The 13,006-nt window shown below is 65.4% G+C and carries 13 protein-coding genes and 1 pseudogene; 11 read left to right on the top strand and 3 right to left on the bottom strand.

The window, feature by feature from the left end:
- The first annotated feature begins 29 nt into the window (after positions 1-29).
- From benA to GBZ48_RS25900, 11 genes are all read left to right on the top strand, one after another.
- Positions 30-1,394: a benzoate 1,2-dioxygenase large subunit gene (gene benA / locus GBZ48_RS25950; RefSeq protein ID WP_209798449.1), complete on the top strand. Its 1,365-nt coding sequence runs from the start codon at positions 30-32 to the stop codon at positions 1,392-1,394.
- Positions 1,395-1,405: 11 nt separating this feature from the next.
- Positions 1,406-1,897, top strand: a complete 492-nt coding sequence (gene benB / locus GBZ48_RS25945) for a benzoate 1,2-dioxygenase small subunit (RefSeq protein ID WP_174473662.1) — start codon at positions 1,406-1,408, stop codon at positions 1,895-1,897.
- 84 nt (positions 1,898-1,981) lie between these two features.
- Positions 1,982-3,007: a benzoate 1,2-dioxygenase electron transfer component BenC gene (benC, locus tag GBZ48_RS25940; RefSeq protein WP_174473661.1), complete on the top strand. Its 1,026-nt coding sequence runs from the start codon at positions 1,982-1,984 to the stop codon at positions 3,005-3,007.
- Positions 3,004-3,789 (top strand): 1,6-dihydroxycyclohexa-2,4-diene-1-carboxylate dehydrogenase, encoded by a 786-nt coding sequence (locus GBZ48_RS25935; protein ID WP_209798450.1) that lies wholly within the window; start codon positions 3,004-3,006, stop codon positions 3,787-3,789. Before benC ends, GBZ48_RS25935 begins: the two co-directional genes overlap by 4 nt.
- Before the next feature lie 210 nt (positions 3,790-3,999).
- Positions 4,000-5,382 (top strand): MFS transporter, encoded by a 1,383-nt coding sequence (locus GBZ48_RS25930; protein ID WP_343049668.1) that lies wholly within the window; start codon positions 4,000-4,002, stop codon positions 5,380-5,382.
- Positions 5,383-5,471: 89 nt separating this feature from the next.
- Positions 5,472-6,812: an MFS transporter gene (locus GBZ48_RS25925; RefSeq protein WP_174473659.1), complete on the top strand. Its 1,341-nt coding sequence runs from the start codon at positions 5,472-5,474 to the stop codon at positions 6,810-6,812.
- Between the two features lie 67 nt (positions 6,813-6,879).
- Positions 6,880-7,740 (top strand): CoA transferase subunit A, encoded by an 861-nt coding sequence (locus tag GBZ48_RS25920; protein ID WP_174473658.1) that lies wholly within the window; start codon positions 6,880-6,882, stop codon positions 7,738-7,740.
- A complete protein-coding gene (locus tag GBZ48_RS25915; protein WP_174473657.1) occupies positions 7,740-8,552 on the top strand; it encodes a CoA-transferase subunit beta in 813 nt (270 codons plus the stop codon). The genes GBZ48_RS25920 and GBZ48_RS25915 overlap by 1 nt, the downstream gene beginning before the upstream one ends.
- A gap of 4 nt (positions 8,553-8,556) precedes the next feature.
- Positions 8,557-9,756 carry a 3-oxoadipyl-CoA thiolase gene (pcaF, locus tag GBZ48_RS25910; protein ID WP_174473656.1) on the top strand — a complete coding sequence of 400 codons (1,200 nt, stop codon included), beginning with the start codon at positions 8,557-8,559 and terminating at the stop codon, positions 9,754-9,756.
- A gap of 71 nt (positions 9,757-9,827) precedes the next feature.
- On the top strand, positions 9,828-10,667 hold the full coding sequence (pcaD, locus tag GBZ48_RS25905) for a 3-oxoadipate enol-lactonase (RefSeq protein ID WP_174473655.1): 840 nt from the start codon (positions 9,828-9,830) through the stop codon (positions 10,665-10,667).
- Positions 10,664-11,044 (top strand): ABC transporter permease, encoded by a 381-nt coding sequence (locus GBZ48_RS25900; protein ID WP_246307461.1) that lies wholly within the window; start codon positions 10,664-10,666, stop codon positions 11,042-11,044. Before pcaD ends, GBZ48_RS25900 begins: the two co-directional genes overlap by 4 nt.
- A gap of 149 nt (positions 11,045-11,193) precedes the next feature.
- Here GBZ48_RS25900 and GBZ48_RS25895 read toward each other — a convergent pair.
- From GBZ48_RS25895 to GBZ48_RS25885, 3 genes and pseudogenes are all read right to left on the bottom strand, one after another.
- Positions 11,194-11,313 (bottom strand): annotated as a pseudogene (locus tag GBZ48_RS25895) (IS5/IS1182 family transposase); the annotation flags it as partial.
- Between the two features lie 26 nt (positions 11,314-11,339).
- Complete coding sequence (argE, locus tag GBZ48_RS25890) at positions 11,340-12,524, bottom strand: acetylornithine deacetylase (RefSeq protein WP_209798451.1); 1,185 nt, start codon at positions 12,522-12,524, stop codon at positions 11,340-11,342.
- Positions 12,525-12,591: 67 nt separating this feature from the next.
- Positions 12,592-13,006, bottom strand: a 415-nt coding sequence (locus tag GBZ48_RS25885) for a branched-chain amino acid ABC transporter permease (RefSeq protein WP_174473653.1), incomplete at its 5' end; no start/stop codon positions are given.

The following is a 13,006-nucleotide window of genomic DNA, read 5'->3' as shown; positions in this document are numbered from 1 at the left end:
ATTCCCGCCATCTTGTGGAGGACCAGATCATGACTGCCAATCTCATGGCGCGGCTGGACGGCGCTGTCGTTGAGGACAAAGAGCAGGGCATTTACCGGTGCAGGCGCGACATTTTCACTGACCCTGAGCTGTTCGAACTGGAGATGACGCACATCTTTGAGGGGAACTGGATCTACCTCGCCCACGAAAGCCAAATCCCCGGCAAGAACGACTACTTCACCACCTTCATCGGCCGGCAGCCGATCATCATCGCCCGCAACAAGGACAACGAGCTCAACGCCTTCATCAACGCCTGCAGCCACCGTGGCGCGATGCTGTGCCGGCACAAGCGCGGCAACAAGGCAACTTACACCTGTCCGTTCCACGGATGGACTTTCAACAACTCCGGTAAGCTGCTGAAGGTCAAGGACCCGGAGTCCGCCGGCTACCCTGACGCCTTCAATCGGGAGGGATCGCACAACCTGACAAAGGTTGCCCGCTTCGCATCCTACCGCGGCTTCCTGTTCGGCAGCCTGAACGCCGATGTGGCACCGCTCACCGAGCATCTGGGTGAGGCCGCCAAGATCATCGACATGATCGTCGACCAGTCGCCGGATGGGCTGGAGGTGCTGCGCGGCTCCTCGTCCTACATTTATGATGGCAACTGGAAACTCCAGACCGAGAATGGAGCCGACGGCTATCACGTCAGCGCCGTGCACTGGAACTATGCGGCAACCACCAACCACCGCAAGACGGCCGCCGCCGGCGACAGCGTGCGGGCGATGGACGCCGGAAGCTGGGCCAAGCAGGGCGGCGGCTTCTATTCCTTCGAGAATGGTCATCTGCTGCTGTGGAGCCGCTGGGCCAATCCCGAAGACCGCCCGCTCTATGAGCGCCGGGACGAGCTGGCGGCACAGTACGGGGCCGCGCGGACCGACTGGATGATCGGCAATTCGCGCAATCTGTGCCTCTACCCCAACGTCTACTTGATGGACCAGTTCAGCTCGCAGATCCGCACCTATCGACCGCTGTCTGTCGACAAGACTGAGGTCACGATCTACTGCATCGCGCCGAAGAACGAGAGTGCGGAGGCCCGCGCCCGCCGCATCCGCCAGTATGAGGATTTCTTCAACGCCAGCGGCATGGCCACTCCGGACGACCTTGAGGAGTTCCGCTCCTGCCAGACCGGCTATCTCGGCAGTGCCGCCCCCTGGAACGACCTGTCACGCGGAGCGGCCCATTGGGTGGAGGGTGCCGACGAGGCGGCCAAGGCCATCGACCTGCAGCCGCTGATGAGCGGCCTGCGCACCGAAGACGAGGGGCTGTTCGTCGTCCAGCACCAGCACTGGCTCGACACCATGCGCCGCGCCGTGGCGGTGGAAGAGGCATCGTCCGGCCTGAAGACGCTGGCTTGACGGGGGAACGCATGACCATCACTCCTGAGACTCTGCAGGCCTTCCTCCACCGTGAGGCCCGCCTGCTCGATGAAAAACAATGGGACGACTGGGTGCAGCTTTACGCACCGGACGCTGTGTTCTGGATGCCCGCCTGGGATGATGACGGCGCGCTGACCACCGACCCGCAGCGCGAGATCTCCCTGATCTATTATGGCAACCGCGGCGGCCTTGAGGATCGCGTGTTCCGCATCAAGACGGAACGGTCGAGCGCCACCAGTCTGCCGGAACCGCGCACCTCGCACAATATCAGCAACCTCGAAGTCATCGAGCAGCGTGACGGTGTCTGCAAGCTGCGCTTCAACTGGTTCACGCTGAGCTTCCGTTACAAGGCGACCGACACCTATTTCGGCACGTCCTTCTACACGCTGGATGTTTCGGGTGAGACACCACTGATCAAAGAGAAGACGGTGGTTCTGAAAAACGACTACATCCACCACGCCATCGACATCTACCACATCTGATCGGCCGGGCGGGATCGATCATCCCGGACGGGCGACAACTGGCCCGACGCCCTTCTGTGCGTCTCAAAGCCAGGGAGACGACTCATGAGCTTTCACATCGCGCTGACCTTTGAGGACGGGCTGACCCGCTTCATCGATGCCAACCTCGGTGAAACGGTCGCGGATGCCGCTTATCGGCAAGGCATCAACATCCCGCTCGACTGCCGCGACGGCGCCTGCGGCACCTGCAAGAGCTTTTGCGAGGCCGGGCGCTATGACGGCGGCTCCTACATCGAGGATGCCCTGACAGACGCGGAGGCGGAGGAGGGCTACTGTCTGACCTGTCAGATGCGTCCGGCATCCGACATCGTCCTGCGCATCGCCGCATCGTCGGACATCTGCAAAACAAAGGCGATGAACGTCTCGGCCGAGGTGGTGTCCGTCACCCGCCTGTCGGACAGCAGCATCGGACTGTCCCTGGCCTTGGACAATGCCGCGCGCCTGGCCTTCCTGCCCGGACAGTACGTCAACATCGAGGTGCCGGGCACGGGACAGACGCGCTCCTACTCCTTCAGTTCGCCGCCAGGGGCAGAGCTTGCGACCTTCCTGATCCGCAACGTGCCGGGCGGGCTGATGAGCGGCTACCTGACAGGCAGGGCCAAGCCGGGCGACCGTCTGACCCTGACCGGACCGCTCGGCAGCTTCTATTTGCGCGAGGTCCGACGGCCGGTACTGATGTTGGCCGGTGGGACAGGGTTGGCGCCCTTCCTGTCGATGCTGGACCGCATCGCTGCGGTGGAAGGCAGCAATTCGCACCCGGTTCACCTCATCTACGGTGTCACCCTGGACCACGATCTCGTTGAGGTCGAGGCGCTGCAGAGATTTGCAGAGCGAATCCCAGGCTTTACCTTCACCACCTGCGTGGCCGACCAGGGCAGCAGCCATCCGTTGAAGGGATACGTCACCCACCATCTTCGGCCGGAGCATCTGAACGGCGGGAATGTCGACGTTTACCTCTGTGGTCCGCCGCCGATGGTTGAGGCCGTGCGCACCCATTTCCGCGACTGCGGCCTGACCCCGGCAAGCTTCCATTATGAGAAATTCGCCGCCAGCGAAGGGAATGGCCGATGACCATGAGCGGACGCTTCGATAATCAGGTGATGATTGTCACCGGTGCCGCTCAGGGCATCGGGCGAGCGGTTGCCGCACGGGCGGCAGGTGAAGGAGCCAGGCTGCTGCTGGTCGACCGTTCCGAATTGGTGCATCAGGTGGCGGAGGAGTTGTTGGGCCAGGGCGCCCCGGCGCTGGCGCTCACCGCCGATCTGGAGACCTATGCCGGCGCACAAGCGATGGTCGATGCTGCGGTTGAAGCTTTTGGGCGCATCGACATCTCCGTCCACAATGTCGGCGGCACCATCTGGATGAAGCCCTTCTGGGAATACCAGGAGGAGGAGATGGTGAAGGAAATAAACCGGTCACTCTGGCCGACCCTCTGGTCTTGCCGGGCGGTGGTCCCAGTGATGATCGCGCAAGGCCGCGGCAGCATCGTCAATGTCGGCAGCAACGCCACCCGCGGAATCCACCGTGTCCCCTACTCCGCTGCGAAGGGCGGGGTGCATGCCATGACCACCTGTATGGCGATGGAACTGGCGGACAAGGGGATCCGCGTCAACGCGGTCTCCCCGGGGGCCGTCGACAATGGACAGCGTGCCATCCCACGCAATCCAAAGCCGATGAGCGAACAGGAGACGATCTGGCAACGTGAAACCTACGACCAGGTCATGCGCGACACGATGATGGGACGGATGGGCACCCAAGAGGAAATCGCCGCTGCGATCTGCTTCTACGCGTCAAACGACGCATCGTACATCACCGGCCAAACCTGCTTCGTTGCCGGTGGCAGCATCGGCTGAACACCCTCGGCTGACCGCCGAGAGCGGAAGACAAACCCATCGCCAAATGACGTGAGGGGCGCCCACTGCCAAGTGGGCGTCGGCCGAACCGTCGGCATCCCGGCCCATCAACCCTAAAGCGTTGCCCTGCTCCGCGGGAGCATGCGGGTGGGTCCACTGCGCAACGCCGCAGCCTTTTCCCGTCCATCACGTCAACAGGGAGGAACGCCCGTGTCATCGACACCACGCGTCATCGACGTCCAGGACTTCATCAATGCCCACAAGGTTTCCGCATTCCAGGTCACGTTGATCGGCCTTTGTTTCCTGATCGTCGCCATCGACGGCTTCGACACGGCGGCGATCGGCTTCATCGCTCCGGCGCTGCGCGCCGAATGGCAGCTGGCGCCGGCCCAACTGGCGCCACTGTTCGGTGCCGGCTTGTTCGGGCTGATGATCGGGGCGTTCATCTTTGGGCCTCTGGCCGACAAGATCGGGCGCAAGCGCGCGCTGATCCTCACCGTCCTGTTCTTCGGGTTGACCAGCTTGGCGTCCGCCTGGGCGACGAACATCACCGAACTGACGGTGCTTCGCTTCCTGACCGGCATGGGGCTGGGCGGAGCGATGCCCAACGCCATCACCTTGACGTCAGAGTTTTGCCCGGACAAGCGGCGGTCTTTCCTGACCACCTTGATGTTCTGCGGCTTCACGCTCGGCTCGGCGCTGGGCGGGCTGGCGGCGGCACAGCTGGTGGCCGGCTACGGCTGGTCGTCGGTTCTGCTGCTCGGCGGCATCGTGCCGTTGCTGCTGGTGCCGGTCCTGCTGTTGACCCTGCCTGAATCGGTGCGCTTTCTCGTTCTGCAGAACGCCCCGGCAGAGCGGATGGCAGCAATCCTGAAGCGGATCGCTCCGGAGGCGGAGCTGGCCGGCGCGCGGTTCATCGGCGTGCACAGGCCGGCAGGCTCGCCGGTGGGGCAGCTGTTCCAGCCAGGGCTGGTCGCCGGCACGCTGCTGCTGTGGCTGACCTTCTTCATGAGTCTGCTCGTCTTCTACCTGCTGTCGAGCTGGCTGCCGACGGTGATCAGCAGCGCAGGCATGACCCTGAAGGATGCTTCGCTGATGACCATGATGCTGCAGTTCGGCGGTACAGTCGGGGCTCTTGTGATCGGCGCATCGATGGATCGTGTCGACCCTCACAAGGTTCTGGGCATCGCGTACGCGACTGCCGCCCTGTTCATCGCGCTGATCGGCAGCGCCACCACCTCCCCTGCCCTGCTTGCCACCGCCGTGTTCGGCGCCGGCTTCTGCCTGGCCGGTGCGCAGGTTGGCGTGAACGCGCTGGCGGCGGGCTTCTACCCGACAGCAAACCGCGCAACCGGCGTGGCCTGGGCCAACGCCGTCGGGCGCAGCGGATCGGTTCTCGGCTCCATGGTCGGCGGCACCGTTCTGTCCAGCGGCCTTGGCCTGCCGACCGCCTTCGCCATCGTCGGTATCCCGGTCATCCTGGCCGGGCTGTTCATGGTGGTCAAAGGCAGGTTGGCTCCGCAGCCAGCTCATCAGACGGCTGCCTCCCCGTCCTTCGCCGGCCCGCTGCCGGCCGCGAGCAGCATCGACTGACCGGGCTGCTGCTCCCGCCAACCACAACAGCGACGTCCCGGCCTTAGCGGTGCGGGACGTCGTCCCTTTCTTGTTGAGGAACGAGATCGTTGCAAAAGAACCTACAGGATTACATCGACGCGGCGCCGATCGGCTTCTTCCAATGGCGCCTTTATCTTCTCTGCTTTCTCTGCGCGCTGTTGGACGGGTTCGATACACAGGCGATTGCCTACACCGGCCCGTCGATTGCCAAAGCGTTCGGGCTTGCCCCCAAAGGCGGGTTGGCCGGCATTCTGATGGCCGGCACCATCGGAATGATGGTGGGAGCGATGACGCTGGGTCCGATCGGTGATCGTCTCGGCCGCAAGCCTGCCATTCTCTCCGCGCTGTTTCTATTCGGCATCAGCTCACTGGCCACTGGCTTTGCCACCACTCCCGAGCACGTCGTCGTGCTGCGCTTCCTCGCCGGTCTCGGCATGGGCGGAATGACGCCGGTTCTGCTGTCGCTGGTTGCCGAATACAGCCCGGTTCGCCGGCGCGGAACCGTGATGACCGGCATTCTGCTGGGTCTTCCGGCCGGGGCGATGCTGGGTGGGCTGTTGGCCTCCTCCTGGCTGCCGGCAATCGGTTGGGAAGGCATCTTCTTCGCCGGCGGAGCGGCCCCCCTGGTTCTTCTGGTGGTGGCCGGACTTCTTCTCCCGGAATCGCCGCACTTCCTGGTGGCCCAGGATCAGGAGCGGAACCGTGACCAAATCCAGCGGCTACTGGAGAGGACGACCGGTGAGCGGCCTGCACCCAGCATCAGCTTTCTCGTTCCGGCGCGCCTGGAAAAATCGCGGGTGTCAGCCCTGCTGGCGCCGGAATGGCGGCTGCGCACACTGGCCATCTGGACGACGTATTTCTTCAATTGGATCGCCTGGTACATGTTGCTTCTGTGGCTGCCGACCGTGCTGATCTCCGCCGGTCTGGCGACCGAACGGGCTGCTCTTGGGACAGTGACGGTCAATGGCGTCTTCATCGCCTGCGCCATCCCGCTGTCGATCACCCTGGCGCGGCTTGATGTTCGGGGCATTCTCCTCGCCATGTTCGCCTGCGGCGTTGCCACCTGCCTGGCTCTGGCCTTCGCTGCCGGCAACAATTGGACATTGGTGTTCGTGCTGGTTGGGGCAACCGGGTTCGGTGTCGGTGGCCAGCAGATCGCGCTCAACTATCTGATTGCAAACGTTTACCCGACCAGTTTGCGAGCCACGGGCACGGGCTGGGCGATCGGCATGGGGCGCGTGGGCTCGATCATCGGTTCGGCAGCCGGCGGCTGGTTCCTCCAAACCGGGGGGATCACCGGCTACTACGTTGCCATAGCCATCCCGCTGCTGGTTGCAGCGCTGGCCGTGGGGCTGATCCGCATCCGTAAGGAGCCTGTCGGGCGGGAGGCCTTGTCTGCGGCGCACTGATCTGCGTCGGACAGGCTGGTAAGTCTTCTCGGTTTCCATCAAACCTGAACAAGAGAGGAAGGAAACAATGGCGAACTTGTCGTCTCTTCGCGAGGCGGTTCGCGACCTCATCCACGATGGCGACACGGTCGCCCTGGAAGGATTCACCCACCTCATCCCCCATGCCGCCGGGCATGAGATCATCCGGCAGGGCCGGCGCGACCTGACGCTGGTGCGCATGACGCCGGACCTGATCTACGACCAGCTGATCGGCATGGGCTGTGCCGCGAAGCTGATCTTCTCCTGGGGCGGCAACCCCGGCGTCGGCTCCCTCCACCGCTTCCGCGATGCGGTCGAGCAAAGCTGGCCGCACCGTCTGGAGATCGAGGAGCACAGCCACGCCGGCATGGCGAACGCCTATGTCGCCGGCGCCTCCAACCTGCCCTTCGCCCTGCTGCGCGGCTACACCGGCTCCGACCTGCCGAAGGTCAACCCGAACATCCGCTTCATCGAGTGCCCCTTCACCGGCGAAAAGCTGGCCGCCATCCCGTCGGTCCGGCCGGACGTGACGGTGATCCACGCCCAGAAGGCCGACCGCCGCGGCAATGTGCTGCTCTGGGGCATCCTCGGCGTCCAGAAGGAGGCGGTGCTGGCCGCCAAGCGCTCCATCGTCACGGTGGAGGAGATCGTCGACGACCTGGAGGCGCCGCCCAACGCCTGCGTGCTGCCCTACTGGGCGCTGTCGGCCGTCTGCCCTGTTCCCGGCGGCGCCTATCCGTCCTACGCGCAGGGCTATTCGGAGCGCGACAACCGCTTCTACAAGGCCTGGGACCCCATCGCCCGCTCACGTGAGGATTTCCGCGCCTGGATGCAGCGCCATGTGCTGGACACCGACGATTTCGCCGGCTTCCGCCGCGTGCTGGCCGAAAGCATGAAGGAGGCCGCGTGATGAGCAGCACCGAAACTCTCGATTTCACCGCGACCGAGATCATGACGGTGGCGGCCAGCCGCCTGCTGAAGGACGGCACCGTCTGCTTCGTCGGCATCGGCCTGCCCTCGACCGCCGCCAACCTCGCCCGGCTGACCCATGCGCCCGAGGTGGTGCTGATCTATGAATCCGGCCCCATCGGCGCCAAGCCGACGGTGCTGCCGCTGTCGATCGGTGACGGTGACCTCGCGCTGACCGCCGACACCGTGGTCGGCACGCCGGAGATCTTCCGCTACTGGCTCCAGGGCGGGCGGATCGATGTCGGCTTCCTCGGCGCCGCCCAGGTCGACCGCTTCGCCAACATCAACACCACAATCATCGGCTCCTACGACGCGCCCAAGGTGCGGCTGCCCGGTGCCGGCGGCGCGCCGGAGATCGCCTCCCAGGCCAAGGAGGTCTTCATCGTCCTCAAGCAGAGCCCCAAGGCTTTCGTCGCCAAGCTGCCCTTCGTCACCTCGGCCGGCTATCTCGACGGCGGGGATGCGCGGGCCAGGGCCGGCATCCCCGGCGCCGGGCCGACCGCGGTGATCACCGACCTCGGCATCCTCACCCCCGATCCGGTGACCAGGGAGCTGACCCTGACCGGCATCCATCCCGGCGTGACGGTGGAGCAGGTGAAGGCGGCCACCGGCTGGGACCTGAAGATTTCGCCCGACCTGAAGACCACCGAGATCCCGGACGCCGGAACCCTGGCGGCGCTGCGCGACCTGCACGCCCGCACCGCCGCAGCTCATGGCATCTCCCAGGGGCAAGCCGGCGGCGGAGAAGGATAAAGCAATGCGTGACGCCTACATCTGCGACGCCATCCGCACCCCCATCGGCCGCTATGCAGGATCCCTGTCATCGGTGCGCGCCGACGATCTCGGCGCCGTGCCGATCCGCGCCCTGATGCAGCGCAACCCCTCGGTCGACTGGGCCGCGGTGAACGACGTCGTCTATGGCTGCGCCAATCAGGCCGGCGAGGACAACCGCAACGTCGCCCGCATGGCGGCGCTGCTGGCCGGATTGCCCGACGCGGTGCCGGGCACGACGATGAACCGGCTCTGCGGCTCCGGCCTCGACGCGCTCGCCGCCGCCGCCCGCGCCATCAAGGCGGGCGAGGCCGACCTGATGATCGCCGGCGGGGTGGAGAGCATGAGCCGCGCCCCCTTCGTCATGGGCAAGTCCGACGCCCCCTTCTCCCGGCAGGCCGAGATCTTCGACACCACCATCGGCTGGCGTTTCGTCAACCCGGCGATGAAGGCGGCCTACGGCACCGATTCGATGCCGGAGACGGCAGAAAACGTCGCCGACGACTGGAAGATCGCCCGCGCCGACCAGGACGCCTTCGCGCTGCGCAGCCAGGAGCGCGCCGCCCGCGCCATCGCCGACGGCAGCCTGGCCCGCGAGATCGTCCCCGTCACCATCCGCACCCGCAAGGGCGAGACGGTGGTCGCGACCGACGAGCATCCCCGCGCCACGACCATAGAGGCGCTGTCGGCGCTGAAGCCCATCGTCCGCCCCGGCGGCACGGTGACCGCCGGCAACGCCTCGGGCGTCAATGACGGCGCCGCCGCCCTGCTGGTGGCCTCCGAAGGGGCGGTGAAGCGCCATGGCCTGACCCCGCGCGCCCGCATCCTCGGCGGCGCCACCGCCGGCGTGCCGCCGCGTGTCATGGGCATCGGCCCGGTCCCGGCCACCCGCAAGCTGCTGGAACGTCTCGGCCGCCGCATCGCCGACATCGACCTGATCGAGCTGAACGAAGCCTTCGCCGCCCAGGCGCTGGCCGTCCTGCGCGAGCTTGGCCTGCCGGACGATGCCGCCCATGTGAATCCGAACGGCGGCGGCATCGCGCTCGGCCATCCTCTCGGCATGAGCGGCGCCCGTCTGGCGACCACCGCGCTCCACCAGCTCGAACGGTCCGGCGGCCGGACGGCGCTCTGCACCATGTGCATCGGCGTCGGCCAGGGCATCGCGGTGATGATCGAGCGGGTGTGAGGATCGGTAGGTGACCGTCACGCCCGCTCTGTTTGCCGAGCGGGCGTGACGACGTATTGGGAGGAAGAAAGATGGCATTTGTCGCGGCAGGCGATATTACAGTTCATTACGAGCTGACTGGACCATCGGATGCCCCGGTGGTTCTGTTCGCCAATTCGATCGGCACGAACTTCCACATCTGGGACGAACAGGTGAAAGCCCTTGGCGGTCGCATTCGTACACTGCGCTACGATATGAGGGGCCATGGACTGACCGATGCGACCCCGGGTGCTTACAGCATGAACATGCTGGCTGACGATGCGCTGTGCCTGCTGGATACGCTTGGCATCGAGCAGGCTCATGTCTGTGGTCTCAGCATCGGCGGAATGATGGCGCAAAGACTGGCCGTCAAGGCACCGGACCGTATCCTCTCGCTGGTGCTGGCCGATACGGCGAGCGTGATTGGTCCGCCGGAGATTTGGCAAAGCCGCATCGAGGCCATTCGGGCCGGGGGCATGGCAAGCATTGCTGCCGGCGTTATGCCCCGCTGGTTCACATCCGCTTTCCTGGAAAGCGAGACTGAGCGTGTGCGTGGCTATGTGAACATGGTCTCACGAACCTCTGATGCCGGGTATATCGGATGCGCCATGGCAATCCGTGATGCCGATCTTCGTGGCGATTGTGCGCGGATTGCCTGTCCGACGCTGGTGGTCGTGGGCGAGCAGGATCAGGCAACTCCACTGCCTCAAGCGGAGGAACTCATACGCGCCATCTCCAATTCTCAACTAAAGGTTATCACCGGAGCAGGGCATTTGCCGTGTGTCGAACAGCCTGCGGCTTTCACAGATGCTGTTTTCGACCACCTGCAGACTGTTGGCGTCGTCGCACCGAAGGAAACTGTTCGAGGAAACCGGAACTGGCATGCTCCGTGACCCATGCCTGCCGCATCGACCTCACTGGAGCGGATTGCCGGGCATTCGAATCTGGGGCATTGTCACGTGAGCTGAACCGGCGGGCCGCCGCCCTCACCGGCACGCTGCTGTCGGCACGGGCGGGGGGCGCCTTCCTCGACATGGGCAGCCCCTTCCTTCTCCAGTCGGTGGGAGCGGTCGTGCTCGGCGGTACCCTGATCTTCGGCGGCAGCGCCACCGCGGCCGGCACCCTGTTCGGCTCCGTCCTGCTGGTCCTGATCGTCACCACCATGCAGATCGCCGGGCTGCCCGGAGGAACCCAGGAGATCATCCAGGGGCTGGTCATCATCGCGGTCCTGGCCTTCGCCGGCGACGCTCGGAGCCGCGGGTCGGCATAGGCGGAGGCGGCATTGTCACGAGAACTGGGCCGGCGTGCAGCATGCTTCGATTTTCCGACAGGCTCACGCCACAGCGGTCGCGGCCGACTTTGGCGCACAATCCGGTGTGAGAGCGGAGTCCACACGCGGCCGGTGATGATCAGGCGCTTGATCTGGTCGAACAGCGGGCCGACCAGCGAGGCATCGCCGTCCTGCGTGATCGTCGGCTCCGAGGCGGGGATCCCGCCGGCATCGGGATCGACCGCCAGGTGGAGCTTTCTCCAGTTCCGGGTTCCATCCATGCAACGACGCGTCATCAGCCCAAGCGTGGCGTGTCACCTGACGGAACCTCTTTCCGGCCGAGCATGCCGGCCAGCGCCTGCATAAAGCGGTCTGCGGCTTCAAGCTGCGACACTTCGATGAACTCGTCAGGCTTGTGGCCCTGTTCCATCGACCCTGGGCCGCAGACAATGGTCGGGTAGCCCGCCCGGCTGTAATGTCCGGCCTCCGTGGTATAGGCGACGACGGCGCCGTCGTTGTCGCCGGTGATTCGCCGCACCATCGCAGCGATGTCGGAGTCGGGGTCGGCGACGAGGCCGGGGGTATCGCAGAACACGGAAAACGCGATCCCGGTTTCAGGAGCGACAGCGCGCATCTCCGGCTCCAGCGCGTCGCGGCAATAGCGTTCGACGGATTGCAGGATATGGTGGGGATCATCGGTCGGCAGATGGCGGATCTCCAGGTCGAACTCGCAATCCCGCGGCACGATGTTGAAGGCGGTGCCGCCTTGCACCGTGCCGACATGCAGCGTGGTCGAGGACGGGGCGAAGCGGTGGTCGAACGGCCCCTCCTTGTATCGCCGCTCGGTCTCCCGCCGGACGAAATCGATGATCCTGGCGGCATACTGGACGGCATTGACGCCCTGCGGGGCCATCGAGCTGTGGCACTCCAGACCGCGAACATGCCCGCGTGCACACAGGATGCCCTTATGTCCGACCACCAGCTTCATCATGGTCGGTTCGCCGACGATGCAGGCGGCCGGCCGGACACCGAACCGGTTGATCGCCTCCAGCAGGCTCGGCACACCGAGGCAGCCGATCTCCTCATCGTAGGAGAAGGCGAGATGCACCGGTCGGTCGAGCGCCGCCGCCTTGAAGCGTTCCACGGCATTCAGCGCGACCGCGATGAAACCCTTCATGTCGGCGGTGCCGCGGCCGTAGAGCCTGCCGCCGCGTTCGGTCAGGGTGAAGGGATCGCTGGTCCAGGGCTGGCCGTCCACCGGCACCACGTCGGTATGGCCGGACAGCACGATGCCACCGTCGCGGTCGGGACCGATGGTCGCCCACAGATGGGCCTTGGTCCCGGTTTCGTCACGGATCACCTCGGAGCGGATGCCGTGCCGCTCCAGGTAGCCGCGGACCCAGTCGATCAGCGCCAGGTTGGACGTCGAACTGACCGTGTTGAAGCCGACCAGATGGGCCAGGATGTCTCTGCTCGTCATGACACTCTCCGATAACAGTGCGGCTTGGCGGCCATCGCCCTTGGTCGTCCCAGGAGTCATCCCGGAATCATGACGGTTTCCTGCCGCGGGCACTCCGTGCGACGATCTCGCCGACGATGCCGCGGCGGAAGAGCAGCACGCAGACGACGAAGATGCAGCCGATCACCACCGGCACCGGCAGGCTGGTGGAGGCGAGATAGCTTTCCAGCGTCACCACCAGCCCCGCACCCACCACCGGCCCGAACAAGGTGCCCATGCCGCCCAGGAGCGTCATCAGCACCACCTCGCCCGACATCTGCCACGTCACGTCGGTCAGCGAGGCAAGCTGGAACACCAAAGCCTTGGTCCCGCCGGCAAGCCCTGCCAGCGAGGCCGACAGCACGAAGGCGACCAGCTTGTAGCGGTCGGTGCGGTAGCCGAGCGACACCGCGCGCGGCTCGTTCTCGCGGATCGCCTTCAGCACCTGGCCGAAGGGCGAATGC

Source organism: Azospirillum melinis (assembly GCF_013340935.1).
Classification (GTDB): domain Bacteria; phylum Pseudomonadota; class Alphaproteobacteria; order Azospirillales; family Azospirillaceae; genus Azospirillum; species Azospirillum melinis.
Note: the sequence above shows the minus strand (reverse complement) of the source record. Positions and strands in the feature narration are given on the sequence as shown.

Coding starts and splice junctions, on each gene's coding strand:
- benA (WP_209798449.1), top strand. CDS start 30: ATGACTGCCAATCTCATGGCGCGGCTGGACGGCGCTGTCGTTGAGGAC.
- benB (WP_174473662.1), top strand. CDS start 1,406: ATGACCATCACTCCTGAGACTCTGCAGGCCTTCCTCCACCGTGAGGCC.
- benC (WP_174473661.1), top strand. CDS start 1,982: ATGAGCTTTCACATCGCGCTGACCTTTGAGGACGGGCTGACCCGCTTC.
- GBZ48_RS25935 (WP_209798450.1), top strand. CDS start 3,004: ATGACCATGAGCGGACGCTTCGATAATCAGGTGATGATTGTCACCGGT.
- GBZ48_RS25920 (WP_174473658.1), top strand. CDS start 6,880: ATGGCGAACTTGTCGTCTCTTCGCGAGGCGGTTCGCGACCTCATCCAC.
- GBZ48_RS25915 (WP_174473657.1), top strand. CDS start 7,740: ATGAGCAGCACCGAAACTCTCGATTTCACCGCGACCGAGATCATGACG.
- pcaF (WP_174473656.1), top strand. CDS start 8,557: ATGCGTGACGCCTACATCTGCGACGCCATCCGCACCCCCATCGGCCGC.
- pcaD (WP_174473655.1), top strand. CDS start 9,828: ATGGCATTTGTCGCGGCAGGCGATATTACAGTTCATTACGAGCTGACT.
- argE (WP_209798451.1), bottom strand. CDS start 12,524: ATGACGAGCAGAGACATCCTGGCCCATCTGGTCGGCTTCAACACGGTC.